This window comes from Arthrobacter caoxuetaonis (assembly GCF_023921125.1).
GTDB classification, from domain to species: Bacteria; Actinomycetota; Actinomycetes; order Actinomycetales; family Micrococcaceae; genus Arthrobacter_B; species Arthrobacter_B caoxuetaonis.
Genome location: NZ_CP099466.1, coordinates 2,146,859 through 2,169,223, shown reverse-complemented (window position 1 = coordinate 2,169,223; position 22,365 = coordinate 2,146,859). Strand labels below are relative to the sequence as shown.

General features: G+C 65.2%; 18 protein-coding genes. 15 read left to right on the top strand and 3 right to left on the bottom strand.

Annotated features, from left to right (window positions below):
• The first annotated feature begins 39 nt into the window (after positions 1-39).
• From NF551_RS09925 to NF551_RS09910, 4 genes are all read left to right on the top strand, one after another.
• Positions 40-654, top strand: a complete 615-nt coding sequence (locus NF551_RS09925) for an ATP-dependent Clp protease proteolytic subunit (protein ID WP_227895587.1) — start codon at positions 40-42, stop codon at positions 652-654.
• A 42-nt stretch (positions 655-696) separates the two neighbouring features.
• Positions 697-1,368, top strand: coding sequence for an ATP-dependent Clp protease proteolytic subunit (locus tag NF551_RS09920; RefSeq protein WP_227895588.1), 672 nt, complete (start codon positions 697-699; stop codon positions 1,366-1,368).
• A gap of 235 nt (positions 1,369-1,603) precedes the next feature.
• A complete protein-coding gene (clpX, locus tag NF551_RS09915) occupies positions 1,604-2,896 on the top strand; it encodes an ATP-dependent Clp protease ATP-binding subunit ClpX (RefSeq protein WP_227895589.1) in 1,293 nt (430 codons plus the stop codon).
• A gap of 41 nt (positions 2,897-2,937) precedes the next feature.
• Positions 2,938-3,549 (top strand): DsbA family protein, encoded by a 612-nt coding sequence (locus NF551_RS09910; protein ID WP_227895590.1) that lies wholly within the window; start codon positions 2,938-2,940, stop codon positions 3,547-3,549.
• Between the two features lie 92 nt (positions 3,550-3,641).
• Here NF551_RS09910 and valS read toward each other — a convergent pair whose 3' ends face one another.
• Entirely contained in the window at positions 3,642-6,257 is a 2,616-nt protein-coding gene (gene valS, locus NF551_RS09905; protein WP_227895591.1) for a valine--tRNA ligase, read from the bottom strand.
• Positions 6,258-6,358: 101 nt separating this feature from the next.
• Between valS and NF551_RS09900 the strand changes: the two genes are divergently transcribed.
• Positions 6,359-6,736, top strand: coding sequence for a DUF488 domain-containing protein (locus NF551_RS09900; protein ID WP_227895592.1), 378 nt, complete (start codon positions 6,359-6,361; stop codon positions 6,734-6,736).
• Here NF551_RS09900 and NF551_RS09895 read toward each other — a convergent pair.
• A complete protein-coding gene (locus tag NF551_RS09895) occupies positions 6,709-7,152 on the bottom strand; it encodes a PGPGW domain-containing protein (RefSeq protein WP_227895593.1) in 444 nt (147 codons plus the stop codon). The two genes, NF551_RS09900 and NF551_RS09895, sit on opposite strands and share 28 nt — an antisense overlap.
• Before the next feature lie 587 nt (positions 7,153-7,739).
• On the opposite strand from NF551_RS09895, the gene NF551_RS09890 reads away from it, so the two are divergent.
• The 6 genes from NF551_RS09890 to NF551_RS09865 all read left to right on the top strand — a co-directional run bounded on the left by NF551_RS09890 (position 7,740) and on the right by NF551_RS09865 (position 15,213).
• Positions 7,740-8,483 carry an SDR family oxidoreductase gene (locus NF551_RS09890; RefSeq protein WP_227895594.1) on the top strand — a complete coding sequence of 248 codons (744 nt, stop codon included), beginning with the start codon at positions 7,740-7,742 and terminating at the stop codon, positions 8,481-8,483.
• Positions 8,484-8,892: 409 nt separating this feature from the next.
• Positions 8,893-12,162: an isoleucine--tRNA ligase gene (gene ileS, locus NF551_RS09885; RefSeq protein ID WP_423721612.1), complete on the top strand. Its 3,270-nt coding sequence runs from the start codon at positions 8,893-8,895 to the stop codon at positions 12,160-12,162.
• Positions 12,162-13,541 (top strand): bifunctional folylpolyglutamate synthase/dihydrofolate synthase, encoded by a 1,380-nt coding sequence (locus NF551_RS09880; RefSeq protein ID WP_227895596.1) that lies wholly within the window; start codon positions 12,162-12,164, stop codon positions 13,539-13,541. The genes ileS and NF551_RS09880 overlap by 1 nt, the downstream gene beginning before the upstream one ends.
• A 4-nt stretch (positions 13,542-13,545) precedes the next feature.
• Positions 13,546-14,001 (top strand): DUF4233 domain-containing protein, encoded by a 456-nt coding sequence (locus NF551_RS09875; RefSeq protein ID WP_227895597.1) that lies wholly within the window; start codon positions 13,546-13,548, stop codon positions 13,999-14,001.
• Positions 14,002-14,044: 43 nt separating this feature from the next.
• Positions 14,045-14,464 carry a nucleoside-diphosphate kinase gene (gene ndk / locus NF551_RS09870; protein ID WP_227895598.1) on the top strand — a complete coding sequence of 140 codons (420 nt, stop codon included), beginning with the start codon at positions 14,045-14,047 and terminating at the stop codon, positions 14,462-14,464.
• A gap of 101 nt (positions 14,465-14,565) precedes the next feature.
• Complete coding sequence (locus tag NF551_RS09865) at positions 14,566-15,213, top strand: CG0192-related protein (RefSeq protein ID WP_227895599.1); 648 nt, start codon at positions 14,566-14,568, stop codon at positions 15,211-15,213.
• A gap of 8 nt (positions 15,214-15,221) precedes the next feature.
• Here NF551_RS09865 and NF551_RS09860 read toward each other — a convergent pair whose 3' ends face one another.
• Positions 15,222-15,872, bottom strand: coding sequence for a vitamin K epoxide reductase family protein (locus NF551_RS09860; RefSeq protein ID WP_341482262.1), 651 nt, complete (start codon positions 15,870-15,872; stop codon positions 15,222-15,224).
• 425 nt (positions 15,873-16,297) lie between these two features.
• On the opposite strand from NF551_RS09860, the gene NF551_RS09855 reads away from it, so the two are divergent.
• From NF551_RS09855 to obgE, 4 genes are all read left to right on the top strand, one after another.
• The gene (locus tag NF551_RS09855) at positions 16,298-19,618 is read left to right on the top strand and encodes a ribonuclease E/G (protein ID WP_227895600.1); all 3,321 of its coding nucleotides are present in this window, start codon (positions 16,298-16,300) and stop codon (positions 19,616-19,618) included.
• Positions 19,619-19,984: 366 nt separating this feature from the next.
• Complete coding sequence (gene rplU / locus NF551_RS09850; RefSeq protein WP_066297243.1) at positions 19,985-20,296, top strand: 50S ribosomal protein L21; 312 nt, start codon at positions 19,985-19,987, stop codon at positions 20,294-20,296.
• Between the two features lie 91 nt (positions 20,297-20,387).
• Positions 20,388-20,645, top strand: coding sequence for a 50S ribosomal protein L27 (gene rpmA / locus NF551_RS09845; RefSeq protein WP_066297244.1), 258 nt, complete (start codon positions 20,388-20,390; stop codon positions 20,643-20,645).
• A 108-nt stretch (positions 20,646-20,753) separates the two neighbouring features.
• Positions 20,754-22,325 (top strand): GTPase ObgE, encoded by a 1,572-nt coding sequence (gene obgE, locus NF551_RS09840; RefSeq protein ID WP_227895607.1) that lies wholly within the window; start codon positions 20,754-20,756, stop codon positions 22,323-22,325.
• Positions 22,326-22,365: the final 40 nt, after the last annotated feature.

Genomic DNA, 22,365 nt, shown 5'->3' with positions numbered 1-22,365 from the left:
AGGTCACTCAGTATGGCAAATGCACCCAGCACACCCACTATGGCTACTGTGGACCCGGCCAGCCGGGATGACTACATCTACAACCGGCTGCTGAAGGAACGGATCATCTGGCTCGGCTCCGAGGTTCGGGACGACAATGCCAACGCGATCTGCTCCCAGCTCCTCCTGCTCTCCGCCGAGGACCCCGAAAAGGACATCTACCTCTACATCAACTCCCCGGGCGGCTCGGTAACGGCCGGCATGGCCATCTATGACACCATGCAGTTCATTCCGAACGACGTCGTCACCGTTGCTACCGGCCTGGCGGCGTCGATGGGACAGTTCCTGCTGTCCTCCGGCACGAAAGGCAAGCGCTACGCTACGCCGCACGCACGTATCCTCATGCACCAGCCGTCCGGCGGCATCGGCGGCACCGCCTCCGATATCCGCATCCAGGCTGAACTGATCCTGCACATGAAGCAGGTCATGGCCGAGCTCACCGCCGAGCAGACCGGCCAGAGCGTTGAGACCATCCTGAAGGACAACGACCGCGACAAGTGGTTCACCGCTGAGGAAGGCCTCGCCTACGGCTTCTTCGACAAGATCTCCGCCCACGCCGGCGGAGTTACCGGCGGCGGCGGAACCAACCAGGACCAGGACGGCGAGCAGGAATAACCTGCACCGGGCAGCGCACACAAAGACTTCAGGAGTAAAGCAATGAACCACAATTTCGGAACCCCGGGCGCCATGGCTCCGCAGATGCCGTCCAGCCGTTACGTACTGCCGCAGTTCGAAGAGCGCACGCCGTACGGCTTCAAGCGCCAGGACCCCTACACCAAGCTGTTCGAGGACCGCATCATCTTCCTCGGCGTGCAGGTTGACGACGCGTCAGCCGACGACGTCATGGCGCAGCTCCTGGTGCTGGAATCCACGGACCCGGACCGCGACATCACCCTCTACATCAATTCTCCCGGCGGCTCGTTCACGGCCATGACGGCAATTTACGACACCATGCAGTACATCCGCCCGGAAATCCAGACGGTTTGCCTTGGCCAGGCCGCCAGCGCTGCTGCCGTCCTGCTGGCAGCCGGTACCCCGGGCAAGCGCCTGGCACTGCCGAACGCACGCGTGCTCATCCACCAGCCGGCCCTCGGCGGCGGTGAGCGGGGACAGGCCTCCGACCTGGAGATCCAGGCAGCAGAGGTCATGCGCATGCGGACCTGGCTTGAGGACACCCTGGCACTGCACTCCAACAAGACGTCGGAGGAAGTCAACCGGGACATCGAACGCGACAAGATCCTGACGGCACAGCTGGCCCTCGAATACGGGCTGATCGACCAGGTGCTCGATTCGCGCAAGATCAAGACACCGGCCATCAACAAGAGCTGAGCTGCCCTTCGGGCCTAAGCGCCTTGGCCCAGCTGCGGGCATCCACCACGCATGGCAGGGGCAGCGACGGAAGCCCGTGGAGCGGAAAAACCGCACCACGGGCTTCTTGGTTACTGATTAGCTCCTCCAAGTGTCCTAGAGTGGACCATGCTGACAGGCACGCATTTCCTTCCGGCACGTTATTCCTCCGGCACGGCAACCGCCTTTCCGGGGACCATCTAAAGGGGACTGAACTATGGCTCGCATTGGTGAGAGCACAGATCTGCTTAAGTGCTCTTTCTGCGGAAAGAGCCAGAAGCAGGTGCGGAAGCTCATTGCCGGCCCCGGGGTCTACATCTGCGATGAGTGCATCGAGCTGTGCAACGAGATCATCGAAGAGGAACTCTCGGAAACAACCGAGGGCGATACCTTTGTCCTGCCCAAGCCGCGGGAAATCTTCGACTCCCTGCAGGAATACGTCATCGGACAGGAACCGGCCAAGCGGTCCCTCGCCGTCGCCGTCTACAACCATTACAAGCGCATCCAGTCCGGACATGCGACGCGCGGTCCCGGGAACCTGACCGACGCGGTCGGTACCGAGGACGTGGAGATCGGCAAGTCCAACATCCTCCTGATCGGCCCCACCGGCTGCGGCAAGACCTATCTGGCACAGACGCTGGCCCGACGGCTGAACGTGCCGTTCGCCGTCGCTGATGCCACCGCGCTGACGGAAGCCGGCTACGTGGGCGAGGACGTTGAGAACATCCTCCTGAAGCTCATCCAGGCCGCTGACTATGACGTCAAGAAGGCCGAGCAGGGCATCATCTACATTGACGAGATCGACAAGATTTCGCGCAAAAGCGAGAACCCTTCCATCACCCGGGATGTCTCCGGCGAAGGGGTGCAGCAGGCACTGCTGAAGATCCTGGAGGGCACGGTTGCCTCGGTGCCGCCGCAGGGCGGGCGCAAGCACCCGCACCAGGAATTCATCCAGATCGACACCACGAACGTCCTCTTCATCGTTGCCGGCGCCTTCGCCGGACTGGAGGAAATCATCGGCTCGCGGTCCGGCCGCAAGGGCATCGGTTTTGGCGCCCCGCTGAATGAGACCACCAAGGGAACGGACTCCTACGCGGAGGTCATGCCGGAGGACCTGCTGAAGTTTGGCCTCATCCCTGAATTCATTGGCCGGCTGCCGGTCATCACCACGGTCTCCAACCTGGACCGTACCGCGCTCATCCAGATCCTGACCGAACCGAAGAACGCTCTGGTGAAGCAGTTCCAGAAGATGTTCCAGCTCGACGGCGTGGAGCTGGTGTTCGACGCCGACGCCCTCGACGCCATCGCTGACCAGGCACTGGAGCGCGGCACCGGTGCCCGCGGCTTGCGTGCGATCCTCGAAGAGGTACTGCTGCCGGTCATGTTCGACCTGCCCAGCCGGGACGACGTCGCGCGTGTCGTGATCACCCGGGAGGCAGTGACCGACAAGGTGGAACCCACCCTGATCTCACACGACGTGATCGCGAAGCGGCGGAACAAGTCGGCCTAGCGTCACCACCCCAGCAACACACTGCGCCAAGGAGCAAACCCGTGTCCAACAGCACTGCCACAGCCGATTTCTGGTTCGATCCCACCTGCCCGTTCGCCTGGGTCACTTCGCGCTGGATGGGCGAAGTCGAAAAGGTGCGCGATGTCCGTACTGACTGGCACGTCATGAGCCTTGCGGTGCTGAACGAGGGACGCGACCTGCCGGAAGCCTACCGGGAACGGATCGACAAGGCCTGGGGCCCGGTTCGGGTCATCATTGCCGCCGCGGAGCTGCACGGACCCGAGAACATCAAGAAGCTCTATGACGCCATGGGCACGCGCATCCACGAAAAGGAAATGAAGGACTACGACGCGGTCATTGCCGAATCGCTGCAGGAAGCCGGCCTGCCGGCCGAACTTGCCGAGATCGCCGCAACTGACAAGTTCGACGACCAGCTCCGCGCGTCCCACCAGCGGGCCATCGACATGGTAGGCGACGACGTCGGCACACCGGTCGTGGCTTTCAACGGCACCGCTTTCTTTGGCCCGGTGCTCACCCGGATTCCGCGCGGTGAGGAAGCCGGAAAGATGTTCGACGGCGCCGTGCTCCTGGCCTCCAACCCGGCTTTCTTTGAACTCAAGCGCAGCCGCACCGAGAACCCGCAGTTCGGCTAGCTAAGGTGAGTTCCCCGCTCAGGAACTCCTCGCAGCCTTAAACGCACGTGCCCCCGGCCGGATCATCCGGCCGGGGGCACGTGCTTTTCGTTCTATTCCGCGGGGGCCAGCTCGACGCCGGTCACGGCCATCTCGCCGTCGCCCTCAGCCAAGTCCAGCTTCCGGACATTACCGGCAGCCAGCAGGTCAGGCAGGCCCGCGCGCAGGCGTGCCACCTGCGCTGCCGGGGCCGTCACCGTGGCCGCCAGGACCTCGGTGCGCTGCTTGACCTTTGCCTCGGACTTCGCCTTGCGGATGCCGCCGAGGGCCTGGGCAACCGTTCCCAGGATCGCAGCGTCGGCACCGGATACTTCTGCGGCGAGACCCTCCACGGCAGGCCAGGTGGCGCGGTGGACGGAACCCGCACGCCACCAGCTCCAGACCTCTTCGGTGGCGAAGGGCAGGAACGGGGCGAACAGGCGCAGGAGCGAATCCAGCGTTGTGGCCAGGGTTGCCAGGACGGAGGCCTGCTCTGCGTCACCTGCGGCGCCGTAGGCCCGGTCCTTGATCAGCTCCACGTAGTCGTCCGTGAAGGACCAGAAGAAGGACTCCGTGATCTGCAGTGCCCGGGCGTAGTCGTAGCTCTCGAACGCCTTCGTCGCATTGTTGACGACGTCGACCAGCTGCACCAGGAGCGACTTGTCCAGCGGGTTCGTGATTACCGAAGCGTCGGCTGAAACCACATTGGCTTCCGTCGCGCCGAGGTTCAGCACGAACTTGGAGGCGTTGAGCAGCTTGATGGCCAGCCGCCGGCCGATCTTCATCTGTGCGATTTCGTAGGCGGTGTCCGCGCCCAGCTTGGCGGAGGCGGCCCAGTATCGGACGGCGTCGGACCCGTACTCGTTGAGCACATCAGTGGGGACCACTACGTTGCCCTTGGACTTGGACATCTTCTTGCGGTCCGGATCCAGGATCCAGCCGGAGATCGCTGCGTGCTTCCACGGAGCCGCGTGCTGCAGGGCATCAGCGCGGACCACGGAGGAGAACAGCCAGGTCCGGATGATGTCGTGGCCCTGCGGGCGCAGGTCGAACGGGAAGACCTTGGAGAACAGGTCCTCATCCACGCCCCAGCCGCCCACGATCTGCGGGGTCAGGGAAGACGTCGCCCAGGTGTCCAGCACGTCTGCGTCGCCAATGAAGCCGCCCGGAGCGTTGCGCTGGGACTCTTCGTAGCCAGGTGCCGGGTCCGCTGCCGGGTCTGCCGGGAGGGATTCGAAGGACGGCAGGATCGGGTTGTCGTAGTCCGGGTTGCCGGAGTTATCCAGCGGGTACCAGACCGGAACGGGAACGCCGAAGAAACGCTGGCGGGAAACCAGCCAGTCGCCGTTGAGGCCTTCGATCCAGTTCTCGTAGCGGGAGCGCATGAACGCGGGGTGGAAGTCGATTTCCTTGCCGCGGGCGATCAGGGCCTCGCGGCGGTCGGCGTCGCGGCCGCCGTTGCGGATGTACCACTGGCGGCTGGTGACAACCTCAAGCGGCTTGTCGCCCTTTTCGAAGAAGTTCACCGGGTGGGTGATCTTCTTTGGCTCGCCGTCCAGGTCGCCGCTTTCACGCAGCATCTCGACGACGGCTTCCTTGGCGCTGAAGACGGTCTTGCCGGCGACTGCTGCGTAGTTTTCCTGCGCGGCCGGCGTCGTGATCCAGTCCGGGGTGTCGGCCAGGATGCGGCCGTCGCGGCCAATCACGGCACGGGTGGGCAGGTTCAGCTCGCGCCACCAGGTGACGTCGGTGAGGTCGCCGAAGGTGCAGATCATGGCGATGCCCGAGCCCTTGTCCGGCTTGGCCAGCGGGTGTGCCTTGACCTCGACCTCGACGTCGAAGAGCGGGGACTTCACGGTGGTGCCGAACAGGCGCTGGTAACGCTCGTCGTCGGGGTGTGCCACCAGTGCCACGCAGGCGGGCAGCAGTTCCGGGCGGGTGGTTTCGATGAAGATCTTCTCGCCGTCCGGGGCGTGGAAGCTGATCCGGTGGTAGGCGCCGGGCTGCTCGCGGTCCTCGAGCTCGGCCTGGGCCACGGCGGTGCGGAAGGTGACGTCCCAGAGGGTCGGTGCTTCTGCCATGTAGGCATCGCCGGCCTTGAGATTTTCCAGGAAGGCGCGCTGGCTGACGGCGCGGGAGTGGTCGTCGATGGTCCGGTAGGTGCGGGTCCAATCGACGGACAGGCCGAGGGTGCTGAAGAGGTTCTCGAAGACCTTTTCATCCTCGACCGCCAGCTCTTCACAGAGCTCGATGAAGTTCCGGCGGGAGATCACGTCGAAATCGCGCTGGTTCTTGGGCGCGGTTGCCGGCGGACGGTAATCCGGATCGTACGGCTTGGTCGGATCGCAGCGGACGCCGTAGTAGTTCTGCACCCGGCGCTCCGTGGGAAGGCCGTTGTCATCCCATCCCATCGGATAGAAGACGTTCTTGCCCTTCATCCGCTGGTAGCGGGCGAGGACGTCGGTCTGCGTGTAGGAGAACATGTGTCCAACGTGCAGGGAACCCGAGGCGGTCGGCGGGGGAGTGTCAATCGAGTAGACCTCGTCCCGGACCGTGTCGGGATCAAAAGCATAAGTTCCCTCTTCGCGCCAGCGGCGGCTGAGGGTCTCTTCCAGCCCTTCCAGGGCGGGCTTGTCAGGAACGGAAACGGTCGCGGCGGGCGTGTCTGTGCCCGGGATATTTTCAGCCATGGTGTCCATTCTCCCATGTGCCGTGCGGCTTGTGCGTCTGTGTCCTCCCCGTGGACCGAAACCCTTCCCAGCACCGGAGCGAAGCGCCTAGCCTCCGATACATGGCTGGAATCGGCGGCGTTACTCCTTCCCAACTGAGGCTGCAGCGAATCTACGCGGAGCCCGACGGCGGCTTTCGGGTCCTGGTCGACAGGCTCTGGCCCCGCGGGATGTCCAAGGCAAGGGCGGAGCTGGATGAATGGTTCAAGGACGCAGCACCCAGCACCGAACTGCGGGAGTGGTTCGGGCACCGTCCGGAACGGTGGGAGGGCTTCACCCGGCGGTATCTCCAGGAACTGGAGAACAACGACGCCGTCGTGGATTTTGCGGCCCAGTGCGCTGGGCGGCCGGAGACCGTCCTGCTCTTCGGAGCCCGCAACGAGCAGGAGAATGAAGCCGTTGTGCTGCGGGACTACCTGCTCGGCCGGAACCTCACGTAGCTGTAGCCAACCAGGAAGATGGCCAGACAGCCGGACAGGATGAGCAGGGCTCCGGTGCTCCAGCCGCCGGGGAGCCACCAGTCGTGATGCAGGGGCCACCACTGGGGAACCCGGCGCCACAGTCCCCAGGTGATCCCCGCGGCAATCAAGGTCACGGCGCTGGTCAGCGCAAGGACGATCCGGGTCCAGGACTGAACCCCCTGCTCGGCAGCACGGTATGCCCGGACCTTGACCGGATGCAGCCACCGGCTGGCCCAGTGGTAGCGCAGGGACAGTATTGCCAGCCCGGCGACCAGCATCAGCAGGCCCGGCCCGGGGAGCACCAGCGCGGCAGCGCCCAGCACGATCAAGGTCCAGCCGGCTACCTCAATCCCGGTGCGGCGGAGCCAGGCGGGGATTCTGTCGGAACGGGGCATGGAGCCAGCTTCGCACAGCTGCGCGGGATCGGCACGAGTCAGGTCTGGCCGGGGCGAAGGGCGTCGGGGTGTGGGCAGCCCCGGGAGGTGGAGGGGACCCGGAATGCGGCCCCTGCCTTTCCTGCCGTGCACAGCTTCCCAGCCGTCGTTACGGATGCGACGGGTGGGGTCCCACCAGGATCACCGGTAACAGTGGGCGGGAATCTGCGCGCTGGGAGCCGAGCGCCGGCGTCGACCATCCCTGCACAAGTTCGGTGCCTCGACAGTGGACGGCGTGAGGCTCCACAGGTAGGGCACCTTGACCGTACACGGATTGAATGCTGCTCAGACTGGGACCGTGCACGCGATAGAGGCAGTTGCATATGGCTTCTGGTGCGACCTCAGGAGTCACAACAGTAACCAGGACCGGGAACGTGCACGGGGGTGGCAGGAGTCACAACAGTAACCAGGGCTGGGAAACCGTGCGGTTAGGCGGGTACGCCGACGGGATAAACCACCGCTGAACGGCGCTAGCGCAGCAAAGGATGCAAGGCGCAGCGCGGCCGGGTTCCGGGCGAACCGGGATGCCGTTCGCTAGGCTGGCCCGCATGACGAACAAGCGCGTAGTGGTAACCGGAGCAAGCTCGGGCATTGGAGCGGCGGCAGTGCGCGCCCTCAAGGACACCGGCTGGGATGTCATCGCCGTTGCCCGGCGGGAGGACCGGCTGCAGGAATTGGCGGCAGAGACCGGCGCCCAGGTCCTCACCTGCGACGTCACCGACCAGGCTTCGGTGGAAGCCATGGCCCGGCAGGTGCTCGACGGCGGGGGAGTGGATGCCATCGTGAACAACGCCGGCGGTGCCTTCGGCATGGACTCCGTGGCGGAGGGAAAGCCGGACGACTGGATCCGGATGTACAACGTGAACGTTCTGGGGGCGCTCTACGTGACGCAGGCGTTCCTGCCCGCGCTGCGCGAGAACGGACACGGGTCCATCCTCATGCTCACGTCCACGGCGGCGCTCGCAGCGTACGAAGGGGGAGCAGGTTACTGCGCGGCGAAAGCCGGCGAGGAAGCACTGACCCAGGCACTGCGCCTCGAAGAAGCGGAGCACAACATCAGGGTTATCGAGATCCTTCCGGGCATGGTCAAGACCGAGGAGTTCTCGCTGAACCGGCTCGGAGACGCAGCTGCCGCAGACAAGATCTACGCCGGCGTCGAGAAGCCGCTCACCGCGGCCGACGTCGCGGACGTCATGGCCTACGCGCTCAACGCTCCGCACCACGTGAACCTGGACCAGGTCGTCATCCGTCCAGTGGCACAGGCAGCGCAGCACAAAGTCATCCGCCGCTAGGCGCGGTGCCGGCAAGCGGCGCGCGGCCCGGCACGGCCACGCGGCGCGCCGCCCGCACGGCTGCGGGGGCGCCGGCCACCCGGCACGGCCGGCTCCGGCACGCAGCTTCGACAGACGCCCGGAGGTGGCCTAAACTGGGCCAAGCAGCTTTGACCCGGCCATCACCGGCGAGCTTCCGGAAGAACAGTGCCTCTCCTCGTTGGGCAGGCACCCAGTAGAACCGGACGGGTAAGCCCGTCACAGCAGTCAATGAGCGGCAGCCGGCGCACGCATCTGGACTACCAGGGCGGGCGACGGCGGCAAGCGAGGTGGTACCGCGGTTTCCCGCACGGCGTCAGCCGGAAGGGTGAATCGCCCTTGCATCCTGTTTTTACAGCCAGATTCATTTGCCGCTATCAGGATGACGAACATGCCACAGATCTACCCCAAGGCCTCCGCCGGCGATTCCGCCGAAGCTGCAGCGTCTTCGCCCAGGTTCCCCGAACTCGAAGAGCGGGTCCTGAAGTACTGGGACAAGGACGGTACCTTCCAGGCCTCCATTGATGCCCGGCCCGCCGGGGAGGACGGCTCCAACGAGTTCGTCTTCTACGACGGCCCTCCCTTCGCCAACGGCCTGCCGCACTACGGCCACCTGCTCACCGGCTACGTCAAGGACCTGGTGGCCCGCTACCAGACGCAGCGCGGACACCGCGTGGAGCGCCGGTTCGGCTGGGACACCCACGGGCTGCCGGCCGAACTGGAAGCCATGAAGCAGCTCGGCATGAGCGACAAGGTCCAGATCGAGAAGATGGGCATCGACAAGTTCAATGATGCCTGCCGTGCCTCGGTCATGAAGTACGCCGGTGAGTGGCAGGACTACGTCACGCGCCAGGCACGCTGGGTGGACTTCGAGAACGACTACAAGACGCTCAACGTCGAGTACATGGAGTCGGTCATCTGGGCCTTCAAGACCCTGCATGAGAAGGGTCTGACCTACAGCGGTTTCCGGGTGCTGCCGTACTGCTGGAAGGACGAGACTCCGCTCTCCAACCACGAGCTGCGCATGGACGACGACGTCTACAAGATGCGCCAGGACCAGACGGTCACGGTGACCTTCCCGATCACCGCCGGAGACAACGTGCTCTCTGCCGAGCTCGAGGGCGTCAACGCCATCGCCTGGACCACCACGCCCTGGACGCTGCCTACAAACATGGCCCTCGCCGTCGGGCCCGACGTCCGCTACGCCGTCGTGCCCGCGGGCCCCAACGGCACGGCAGCCGGGGAGGGCCGTTTCCTCCTCGCCGAGGACCTGCTGGCGTCCTATGCCAAGGACCTGGGATACGACGACGCCGAGGCAGCCCGTGCCGCCGTCACCTCCGTGCACACGGGCAAGGAGCTCGAAGGCCTGGGCTACGCGCCGCTCTGGAACTACTACGCCGACGCCGAAAAGTGGGGCACTGCCAACGCCTGGCGGATCGTCGTGGCTGACTATGTCACCACCACCGACGGCACCGGAATCGTCCACCAGGCCCCGGCCTACGGTGAGGACGACCAGAAAATCTGCGAAGCCAACGGCATCCCGGTGATCCTTTCCGTGGACGAGGGCGGCAAGTTCCTGCCCATGTTCGGCGAAGGCCCGCTGAGCGAGATCGCCGGCCTGCAGGTATTCGATGCCAACAAGCCGATCACCCGCGAGCTCAAGGCCCAGGGGCGCCTGCTGCGCCAGGCCAGCTACGAGCACAGCTACCCGCACTGCTGGCGCTGCCGGAACCCGCTGATCTACAAGGCGGTCTCCTCCTGGTTCGTGGAGGTCACCAAGATCAAGGACCGCATGATCGAGCTGAACCAGCAGATCAACTGGATCCCGGAGAACGTGAAAGACGGCCAGTTCGGCAAGTGGCTGGAAAACGCCCGCGACTGGTCGATCAGCCGCAACCGCTACTGGGGCAGCCCCATCCCGGTGTGGGTTTCGGATGACCCCAACTACCCGCGCACCGACGTTTACGGCTCCCTCGCCGAGATGGAAGCGGACTTCGGCCGGTTGCCGCTGAACAAGGAAGGCCAGCCGGACCTGCACCGCCCGTTCATCGATGAGCTGACCCGCCCCAACCCGGACGATCCCACCGGCAAGTCCACCATGCGCCGTGTCGAGGACGTGCTGGACGTCTGGTTCGACTCAGGCTCGATGCCGTACGCCCAGGTGCACTACCCGCATGAGAACGCGGACTGGTTCGAGCACCACAACCCGGGCGACTTTATCGTGGAGTACATCGGCCAGACCCGCGGCTGGTTCTACACGCTCCACATCCTGGCCACGGCACTCTTTGACCGGCCGGCGTTCCGCAATGTCATCAGCCACGGAATCGTCCTCGGTTCCGATGGGCAGAAGATGTCCAAGTCGCTGCAGAACTACCCGGACGTTTCCGAGGTCCTGGACCGCGACGGCTCCGACGCCATGCGCTGGTTCCTCATGGCCTCGCCGATCCTGCGCGGCGGCAACCTGATCGTCACCGAACAGGGGATCCGCGACGGCGTCCGCCAGGTCATCCTGCCGCTGTGGAACGTGTGGCACTTCTTTACCCTCTACACCAACGCCGCGAACAACGGTGCCGGGTATGAGGCATCCCTGCGCCACGAATCCACGGAACCGCTGGATACCTACATGCTGGCCGCCACGGGCGACCTCATCCGGGACATGACGACGGCGCTGGACACCTATGACGTTTCCGTGGCCTGCGAAATGCTGCGCGCCTATATGGATACGCTCACCAACTGGTACGTCCGCCGCAGCCGCACCCGGTTCTTCGACGAAGACACCCAGGCCTTCGACGTTCTGTACACCTGCCTTGAAGCTGTCTGCCGTGTGGCGGCGCCGCTGCTGCCGCTGGTGACCGAGGAGATCTGGCGTGGTTTGACAGGCGGACGCTCGGTCCACCTGACGGATTGGCCCGAAGCCGGTGCCTTCCCCCGGGATCCGGATTTGGTGGCACGCATGGACCTCACCCGGAAAATCGCCTCCGTCGGCTCCTCGCTGCGCAAGGCCGCCAACCTCCGGGTCCGGCTGCCGCTTGCCGGGATGACCGTGGTGGCTCCGGAAGCCGAAGCTCTCCAGGGCCAGTTCGCTGCGATCATCGCGGATGAACTGAACCTCAAGTCCGTCCGTCTGGTTGATGCCGCAGAGGCTGATCCTGCCGAGTTCGGCATCACGCAGAAGCTGGTGGTAAACGCACGCGCCGCCGGCCCGCGCCTGGGCAAGAACGTCCAGGCCGCCATCAAGGGCTCCAAGTCCGGTGACTGGTCCGTGGCCGAGGACGGGACGGTTACCGCCGGGGGACTGGCGCTGGAACCGCACGAGTACACCCTGGAAACGGTGGTGGAGTCCGGAGACGGCGAATCTTCCAAGGCCGTGGCAGTCCTGCCCGGCGGCGGCTTCCTGGTCCTGGACACTGAGGTAACACCGGAACTGGCCGCCGAGGGCGCCGCCCGGGATGCCATCCGTGCCATCCAGCAGGCCCGCCGCGACGCAAACCTGCACATCAGTGACCGGATCCGCACCACGGTAGTCACCGGGGCACAAAGCGCGGCAGCACTGGAGGCCAATGCCGACCTGGTCAAGGCCGAAACCCTGACCGGAGAACTGGTGGTCGAGGGCTCCGGAGACCAGGACGACTCATTTACCGTGACCGTGGAGAAAATCTGATGACCACTGAAGACAGCCCCTCAGGCTCCATCGATGGCTTCTCAGTCGAGAGCGTCTACGCTGAACTGCTCAGCCGTGCCCCGGAGAACAAGATGGAGCCGCGGATGGCTCCGCTGTTCCGGGCCATGGAAATCCTGGGCGAGCCGAACAAGGCGTTCCCGATCATCCACATCACCGGAACCAACGGCAAGACGTCGACGGCGCGGCTGATCGAGGGCGGCCTGCGGGCGTACGGGCTGCGCACCGGCCGGTACACCAGCCCGCACCTGAGCAAGGTTACCGAGCGCATCAGCATTGACGGTGAACCCGTCGCCGACGAAACGTTCGTCCGGATCTGGGACGAGATTCGTCCCTACCTCGAAATGGTCGACGCAGAACTCGATGCCGCCGGCGAACCGCGCCTGACCTACTTCGAGTGCGTGACGATCCTGGCGTTCGCAGTCTTCGCGGACGAACCGGTGGACGTGGCCGTGATCGAAGTCGGTCTCGGCGGCATCACCGACGCCACCAACGTTGGCGACGGCGCCGTGTCGGTGGTGACCCCCATTTCCCTGGACCACACCGAACTCCTGGGCGACGACGTCGCGGATATCGCCCTGGAAAAGGCCGGAATCATCAAGGAGAACGGGTTCCTGGTCAGTGCGGCCCAGCCGGTGGAAGCCGCGCAGGTGCTGCTGGAGAAGGCCAACGAGGCCGGTGTCCCGTTCCGCTTCGAGGGGATCGAGTTCGGGGTTGAATCCCGGACCATGGCCGTCGGCGGACAGCTGGTGACCGTCAGCGGACTGGCCGGCCGCTACGAGGACCTCCTCGTTCCCCTGCATGGGGAGCACCAAGCCCAAAACGCCGCCGTGGCCGTCGCAGCGCTGGAAGCCTTCATTGGCGGGGGGACCAAGGAACTCGACGCCGAACTGCTCCGCACCGGTTTCCGTGAGGTCACCTCCCCGGGGCGCCTGGAGGTTGTCCGCACCGCACCGACGATCATTGTCGATGCTGCCCACAACCCTGCCGGTGCCAGGGTCAGCGCCCAGGCCGTCCTCGAGTCCTTCAACCTGTCCTCGCTGGTGATCGTCGCCGGCATCCTGGCGGAGAAGGACGCGGCAGGAATCCTCGCGGAACTGCGCGAGGTCCTCGGGGACATCGTCACCGGCATCTGCCTCACCCAGTCCAGCTCACCGCGGGCCATCCCGGCCGAGGAACTCGTGCAGGACGCTGTCGACGCCGGTTTCCCGGACGAGTCGATCCAGGTCGAACCGGGCCTGGACAACGCCATTGAATGGGCCGTGGCCAAGGCAGAGGAAAACAACGACCTCGCCGGCGGCGTGCTCGTCATCGGTTCCATCACCGTGGTCGCCGAAGCGCGTACCCTTCTCGGAAAGTAAGTCCATGGCACGAATGACCAAAGCCCAGCGCGAATGGCGCCCGGGCATGCCGAAAAAACGCCGTTCCATCCGCGTCATGTTCGCCTCCACAGTGCTCAGCCTCGAAGCCTTCGTGGTCCTCTTCGGAACCCTTGTTGTCTTTGGGCTGCAGCGGGAGAAGCTGGAACCCCTGGTGATCCTGATTGGCGGGATCCTCCTCGCCGCAGCCCTGATTGGCGCCTGTGCCTTCCTGTCCAAGCCGGCAGGTCCCTGGATTGGCTGGGCGCTTCAGCTGGCCATCATTGCCACCGGCTTCCTGGAACCCATGATGTTCTTCGTCGGGGCCCTGTTCGCCGGTACCTGGTGGTATGCCCTCCGGACGGGGGCGCGGCTGGACCGGGAGAACCGGCAGCGGGACAAGGAACAGGCTGAGTGGGAAGCTGCCCACGGGTCCGAATCCGGCGAAGCCGGCACCAGCTAGGCTTAGTACCAGTCACCCAACAACCTCCAAGGAGATATCCAGCGTGAGCACCGAGCGCACACTTGTCCTGATCAAGCCCGACGGCGTCCGCCGCAACCTGACCGGCGCCATCCTGGCCCGCATCGAAGCCAAGGGGTACACCCTGGCTGAGCTGAAGAAAATGGATGCCACCCGGGAACTGCTGGAGGCGCACTACGCCGAGCACGTGGGCAAGCCGTTCTACGAGCCGCTGGTCGAGTTCATGCTCAGCGGCCCGATCGTGGCAGCCGTCTTCGAAGGCCAGCGCGTCATCGAGGGCTTCCGTTCACTGGCCGGCTCCACCGAACCGACTACTGCTGCGCCGGGAACCATCCGCGGAGACTTTGGCCGCGACTGGGGAACCAAGGTCCAGCAGAACCTGGTGCACGGTTCGGATTCTGTCGAATCTGCCGAGCGCGAGATCGCAATCTGGTTCGGTAAGTAACCGGACAGCGCAGACACATCTCCGGAACGCAGGAGGCCGGCACCCGCCAAGGGTGCCGGCCTCCTGCGCGTTCCGGGCGCCGGTGGCCTAGGCTGTGGGCCATGGCACATATCTACAACGCAGACCTCAGTCCTTCAAAGGCCGAACTGATCTCGGAGTGGCTGTCCAAAGCTTCCTGGTTCCCGGCAGATGGTGCGGACGGCGCACCGGTTGACCCCCGCCCTGTCGGCGCTTTCCGGTTTGATGACCCGCAGGGCGAAGTGGGGATCGAGACCCACATCATGCAGGCGGGGCCGCTGACGGTGCAGGTGCCGCTGACGTACCGCGGTGAACCGCTCAAGGGGGCAGATACGTACCTTATCGGCACGATGGAGCACTCGGTGCTTGGCCGCCGCTGGGTCTACGATGCCTGCGGCGATCCGGTTTACGTGGCAGCCTTCGCTGCAGCGGTGATCGACGGCGTCGGGCAGGCACGGCAGTACATCGAAGAAGACGGGGTACGCCGGGAGCTGGCCCAGAGCATCACCCTGGAGGCCAGCGGAATGCCCGACGGCGAGGAACTGGTGGAGGCCCCCGAACGCGAACCGGCTGGCTGGACGGTAACCAGGATGCAGCACGAGAACTGGGAACTCTCCCTGGTCCGGATCCTGGACCTGGGCGGCCGCGCCGCGCCGCCGCCGTCGCTTGTGGCACTGTGGGACGGCCAGCAGGACCCCGCGGTGCTCGGCTGGGCGTTTCCGCTCGGCTAGCCCGGGACCTAGCTTCCCAGGAACGAATTCATGAAGCGGAAGAAAATGGATGCTGCTGTGGCGACCCACAGCAGCGCCGTGATCGCCCACGCCCATTCTGAAACGAAGCGGACCAGTCCGCGCGGTGCGGGAATAACCCCGTGGGCGAGGTTCCTGACCGTGGTGAAGACGAACAGCGGGATCATCGCCGCCCAGACCACAATGCAGTAGATGCACAGAACGTAGATATCGAAGAGCGCCTGGCTCCAGAGCCACACCACGAAGACCATGCCCAGCGTGATGCCGGCCTGGAACGACGCCCAGTACCAGCGGGCGAACCGGGCGCCGGCGAACATCGACATGGCCACGGTGGCGGTCACTGCGAAGGCGATGATCCCGATCAGGGGATTGGGGAAACCAAACAAGGACGCCTGCCAGGTCTGGAAAACGGTGCCGCAGGAGACCCAGGGGCTGATGTCGCAGCTGGTGATGTAGTCGGCGTCCGCGTAAACCCGCAGGCGTTCAATGACCAGAATTCCGGAGCCAAGCCAGCCGACGATCGAGGTTACGAGCACCAGCCAGGCAAAAGGCCGCTGCCGGACGGACCGCGGGATGCTCTCTTCGCCGTTTTCGCGGGCACGGTCCGTACGGATCGTCGGGCGGGTGGCGCTGGAAGTCACGCGGGGCTCCTTATCGGACAGGTGTCGGTCGTCCGATTCTATGCCCAGCAAGCTGGCGGAACGACCGCTGTGTGAGATAATGACTGTGGCTGATGGCGGAACCACATTCCGTCAATGGTCCAGCGACAGGCTTCCGGTGCTGTTGGCGATGCTTCCCGAGACACGAATGCCCATCAATCCGGATGGGACAGGGGAATCCGCCGTACAGTCCTACCCCAGCCCAAACGCCTCGCCGTTAAGAGCAGGTAGCAGGAAAAGCGCCGCTGGTCTTGCGAGTGATGCCGTGCCCTCACGATGGCGCGACCTGGCGGGACATTTAGACGACTTCCGGCTGGCGCAGGCTGCGATGCCCCCGCACAGCCGATACATTGCCCTCCGGGCATTGGAATGTGGCCAGTGCCGCGGGGGCCGGAGCATAGCTTTATATGAATATTGAACGCACAACAGAAGAAGCGGTCGAACCGGCGGAAGCTGCGCAGGCCGGCTCGGCAGCAGGGCAGTCGGAAGCACCGGCACAAGCGGCTGCCAAGGCACCCGCCAAGCGCCCTTCACGGGCACGGCGCAAGCCGCCGGTTGATACCGCAGCCGAGGCCGCCGGGGCGGACACCGGAGCAGGGACTGAGCCTGCAGTTACGGAAACTGCGGCAGAGCAGGCCTCCGCCGCAGCCGTAGCTGATGGCACAAACACCTCCGCCGATGCTGACGCCAAGCCCAAGCGGAGCCGCGCGCCGCGCCGCAGGGCCTCCGCCGAGCAGAGCGCACCTGCCTCGTCACCCGCCGCGGACCCCGAGGCGGCAGACGTTCCCAATGATGCGGTTCAAGAACGCGCAGCCGAAGAACCCGTGAAGGCGGTTCGCCGGCGCCGCAGTCCCGCGAAGAAGCCTGAAGCTGCCGCGGAATCGGCAACCGAGGTCGACGCCGCACCGGATGCACCTGCATCGGAAGCTCCGGCTGCCGGGGCTGACGGGCAGCCTGCAGCTCCCGTCGCTGAGGCCGAGGAGCCCAAAGCAGCCCCGCGTACCCGGACGCGCCGCCGAGCTGCCGCCAAGACAGGATCTCCTGCGTCGGAAGCTGCCGAGACAGCTCCCGATGCCGACGCTGCTGCTGCGCCGAAAACTACCGGCGATGACGCTGCTGCGGACGCTTCAGCTTCGAAAGAATCCGAACCGGCTGCCGTGTCTGCCGTCCTGGACCCTTTCGCTATTCCGGAATCACCTACCTCGGTGCTCTTCCACGCCCCTGACCTCACAGCCGTCAAGGCGGTGGCTTCAGCTGCCCCCGAGTCCGGCCCCGAGGATGACACCGACGAGGATGCCAAGGAAGGCGGCCGTTCGCGCCGCAGCCGCCGCCGCAGCCGTGGACGCACCCGCACTGAAGGCGACGACGCCGCTGAAGGTGAAGACAACAGCCAGGCGACCGGTGAAGGGGAGGAGAACGCCGACGGCGTTACCTCCCGCCGCCGTCGCCGGCGCCGCCGCGGAGACGCAGACCTGGAACTGACCGGTGGAACCGATGACGATCCGCCCAACACCGTCACCCGGGTACGCGCTCCGCGTGCCCACGCCGAAGCGCCGGTCAGCGACCGTGTCACCTCGGTAAAGGGCTCCACCCGCCTGGAGGCGAAGAAGCAGCGCCGCCGCGAATCACGTGAGTCCGGCCGCCGCCGCCACGTCATCACCGAAGCGGAGTTCCTGGCACGCCGCGAATCGGTCGACCGGCAGATGATCGTGCGCCAGCGCGATGACAGGATCCAGATCGGCGTGCTCGAAGACGGCGTCCTGGCTGAGCACTTCGTGTCCAACACCCAGCAGGACTCCCTGATTGGCAACGTCTACGTTGGCAAGGTCCAGAACGTGCTCCCCAGCATGGAAGCCGCGTTCGTGGACATTGGACGCGGCCGCAACGCCGTGCTCTACGCCGGTGAAGTGAACTGGGACGCCGCAGGCCTGGACGGACAGCCGCGCCGCATTGAGCTGGCGCTGAAGTCCGGCGACTCCGTGCTGGTCCAGGTCACCAAGGACCCGGTCGGGCACAAGGGAGCCCGCCTGACCAGCCAGATCTCGCTGCCCGGACGCTACCTGGTGTACGTCCCGGGCGGCTCGATGACCGGGATCTCCCGCAAGCTGCCCGACGTCGAGCGCAACCGCCTGAAGAAGATCCTCAAGGACCACCTGCCGCAGAACGCCGGCGTCATTGTCCGCACCGCGGCCGAAGGTGCCTCCGAAGAGGAGCTGATGAATGACATCAACCGGCTCCGTGCACAGTGGGAGAACATCGAGGCCAAGGCGAAGTCCACCAAGACCCTGCCGCCTGAACTCCTCTACGGCGAACCCGACCTCACCATCAAGGTGGTCCGGGATGTCTTCAACGAGGATTTCTCCAAGCTGATCGTTTCCGGCGAGGAAGCCTGGGACACCATCGAGGCCTATGTCACCTACGTGGCACCGGACCTGGTGGGCCGCCTCGAGAAGTGGACCAAGGACGAAGACATCTTTGCGGCCAGCCGCATCGACGAGCAGATCGCCAAGGCACTGGACCGCAAGGTCTTCCTGCCCTCGGGCGGCTCGCTGGTCATCGACCGCACCGAAGCCATGACCGTAGTGGACGTCAACACCGGCAAGTTCACCGGCAGCGGCGGAAACCTCGAAGAGACTGTCACCAAGAACAACCTGGAAGCTGCGGAGGAAGTCGTCCGCCAGCTTCGCCTGCGGGATATCGGCGGCATCATTGTCATCGACTTCATCGACATGGTGCTCGAAGCCAACCGCGACCTCGTGCTCCGCCGCCTGGTTGAGTGCCTGGGCCGGGACCGCACCAAGCACCAGGTCGCCGAGGTGACCTCGCTGGGCCTGGTCCAGATGACGCGCAAGCGCATGGGTACCGGCCTGCTGGAAGTCTTCGGCGAGGAGTGCACGCACTGTGCCGGCCGCGGCGTCATTACCCATGACATCCCGGTGGAGCACCGGCGCAGCACCAGCCACGCCGGCCACGCCGTCTCGGAAGACAACCACTCCCAGCACCTGAAGCAGGAGAAGCAGTCCCGCGGAGAGCGCAAGCGCCGCAACCGGAACCAGAACCAGCAGCAGCCTGCCCCCGCAGCCGCGGAGCAGGCACCGGCCGAGGAAACCCAGCCGGATGAACGTGCAGCCAAGGCAGAGGCCGCACGCGCGGCTCTGGCTACGATTGCCGCTGCCGCCGCAGCAGCCCACGGCACTGATGAGGCTGCACCTGCGTCGCCGGCCGAGGCTCCTGCCGAGCCTGCTGAGAAGCCGCTGATCAAGGAGCCGCACGACGACCTCCCGGCGGAAGCCGGAGCAATCCTGCGGATCCAGGGCGAAACCGTGGTTGTCCCGCGGCGTGAACGCCGCCGCCCGGTCCGCCAGGATGCCCAGCTCACGCTGGAAAGCCTGACTGAGGCGTTCAACGACGTCTCTCCGGTCCCTCCCGCGGCAGAGGAAAAGCCCGCGTCTTCCGGGAACGGGTCTGCCGGCGGCGGGTCCGCAGCGGACGTCCAGCCGGTTTCTCCGGTGGAAGAGCCTGCCCGCCGTCCGCGGCGCCGCCGGGCCGCACGCAGCCCGCAGGGCGCCGCTGACGCGCAGATCATCAAGGCCGGAACCGACGGCCCTGAGTCCGCCGCGCAGGGGAGCAGCACCACAGCTGTAGCCGCACCCCCGGCGGAGCGGCCCAAAGCCGAGGCCAGCGCTCCGGTGATCCTCGGCGTCGGGGTGCCCGCGTCTGATCTATAGGGCCGCTGCAGTCCGTTTCGAACAGCAGGCCGCCGCCCGGCATTCCAGGGCGGCGGCCTGCTGCCGTTAACCGCTGACCGTTCAGCCCGCGCCCCCGTCCACGGAGCCCGGACAGCACCGGACACAGGCATCAGCGAAGTGTTATAGAGTAGTACCTAGCGCAGTGACGTCCGTTGTGGATGGAACGCTGGATCCGCCGTGCATTTGCGGCTTATGGGTCCCTTAGCGTAACCTTGAACTTCGGTGCGAACGCCTTCGAAGCCGTTATTCGGTACAGGGCGTAACTGCATGGCGCAACCTGGACACAAATCTGGTCCGGGGAAGTGCGCATCCAAGTATTAAACGTCGAGAGAAGTGAGTTCCCAAGTGGTGTACGCGATTGTCCGCGCTGGCGGCCGCCAAGAAAAGGTTTCCGTCGGAGACCTCGTAACCCTGGACCGCGTCCCCGGTGGAGCCGGCAGCACCTTTGAGCTGCCTGCCCTGCTTTTGGTTGATGGCGACAAGGTCACCTCTGCCGCTGCGGACCTGGCAAAGGTTACGGTTACGGCAGAAGTTATCGAAAACTTCCGGGGTCCGAAGATTGTCATCCAGAAGTTCAAGAACAAGACCGGTTACAAGAAGCGTCAGGGCTACCGCTCCTCGCTGACCAAGGTCAAGGTCACCTCCATCAACTCCTGATTCCTACGTTCCGGCCCGCCAAAGGCCGGATCCGCGGGATGGCCCGCACCTTAGGCATCAACATCAGTCAGAGCAAAGGCAGGATTAGAAAATGGCACATAAGAAAGGTGCGAGCTCTACTCGCAACGGCCGTGACTCCAACGCACAGTACCTGGGCGTGAAGCGTTTCGGCGGCCAGGTCGTCAAGGCCGGCGAAATCATCGTTCGCCAGCGTGGCACCCACTTCCACCCCGGTGCAGGCGTTGGCCGTGGCGGAGATGACACGCTGTTCGCCCTCGAGGCAGGTGCCGTTGAATTCGGCAGCCGTCGTGGACGCCGCGTCGTGAACATCGTCGCAGCAGCCGAGTAATTCTCGGCAAAAAGCTTTTCCGGTGGGGCGGGCCATGATGGCCCGCCCCACTTGTTTTTTAAGCCGGGTAGACTTGGCTTGATCCAAATTTTTTCAACAAGGAGAACCATGGCCAGCTTTGTAGACCGTGTTGTACTGCATGTTTCAGGCGGTGCCGGCGGCCATGGTTGCGTGTCCGTAAAGCGCGAAAAGTTCAAGCCGCTCGGCGGTCCAGACGGCGGTAACGGCGGCGACGGCGGCGACGTCATCCTGCGCGTGGACGGCCAGACCACCACGCTGCTTGACTACCACCACGCTCCTCACCGCCACGCCGGCAACGGCGGACCGGGCATGGGCGACTGGCGTGCAGGCAAGACGGGGGAGACCCTGGTGCTGTCCGTTCCTGAAGGTACGGTCGTCAAGTCCAAGGACGGAAAGGTCCTGGCCGACCTTGTTGGCATGGGCGCCGAATATGTCGCCGCAGCCGGCGGCCAGGGCGGCCTGGGCAACTCCTCGCTCTCCTCCCAGAAGCGCAAGGCCCCCGGCTTTGCCCTGCTGGGCACCCCGGGTGATGAGCGGGACATCGTCCTGGAACTCAAGTCGATTGCCGACATCGCGCTGGTCGGTTTCCCCTCCGCCGGCAAGTCGTCGCTGATCGCGGCCATGTCCGCAGCGCGGCCCAAGATTGCCGACTACCCCTTCACTACGCTGATCCCGAACCTTGGCGTTGTCCAGGCCGGTGATGTCCGCTTCACAGTGGCCGACGTTCCGGGGCTCATCGAGGGTGCATCCGAAGGCAAGGGCCTGGGGCACCACTTCCTGCGCCATGTGGAACGCTGCGCTGCACTCGTCCATGTCCTGGACTGCGCAGCACTGGAAACGGACCGGGATCCGCTCGGCGACCTCGACGTGATCGAGGCCGAACTTGAGAAGTACGAAGTGGACATGAGCTACGCGGGTGCCGACGGCGACGTCGTTCCGCTGAACCAGCGTCCGCGCCTCGTGGCACTGAACAAGGTGGACGTGCCCGACGGGCGCGACATGGCAGAGTTCGTCCGTCCGGAGCTCGAGAAGCGCGGTTACCGGGTGTTCGAGGTCTCCGCTGCGAGCCACGAAGGTCTTCGTGAACTCGGCTTCGCCATGGCAGCCATTGTCGCTGAAGCCCGCAAGGCAATCGAAACTGCTCCGCCCCGGGTCGTGGCACCTGTGGTGCGTCCGCGGTCCGTCAACGCCAAGGGCGGATTCACCATCCGCCGCGAGGAGCGCAACCTTGAACCGCTGTTCCGCGTCCTGGGCGACAAGCCGGTGCGCTGGGTCCAGCAGACGGACTTCACCAATGACGAAGCCGTCGGCTACCTCGCAGACCGCCTGGCCAAGCTCGGCGTGGAAGACCAGCTCTTCAAAGCCGGCGCCAAGCCGGGAGATGCCGTGGTTATTGGTGAAGGCGACGGTGTCGTCTTCGACTGGGAGCCGACGATGATTGGCGGCGCCGAACTGCTGGCTGCCTCGCCGCGCGGTTCGGACATCCGCATCGAAGACTTCTCGCGTCCGACCCGTAACGAAAAGCGCGAGGACCACCAGCAGCGCAAGGACGCCCGCGCAGCGGCACGTGCCGAGCTGGAAGCCGAGCGCAAGGCGGGAATCTGGACCGAATCGGTCAACTACAAGCATTCCAGCCCGAAGCCTGCCGAAGAGGACTAATCCCTTCACGAAGTCGGATTGGGCGGGGCTTGGGCATAGG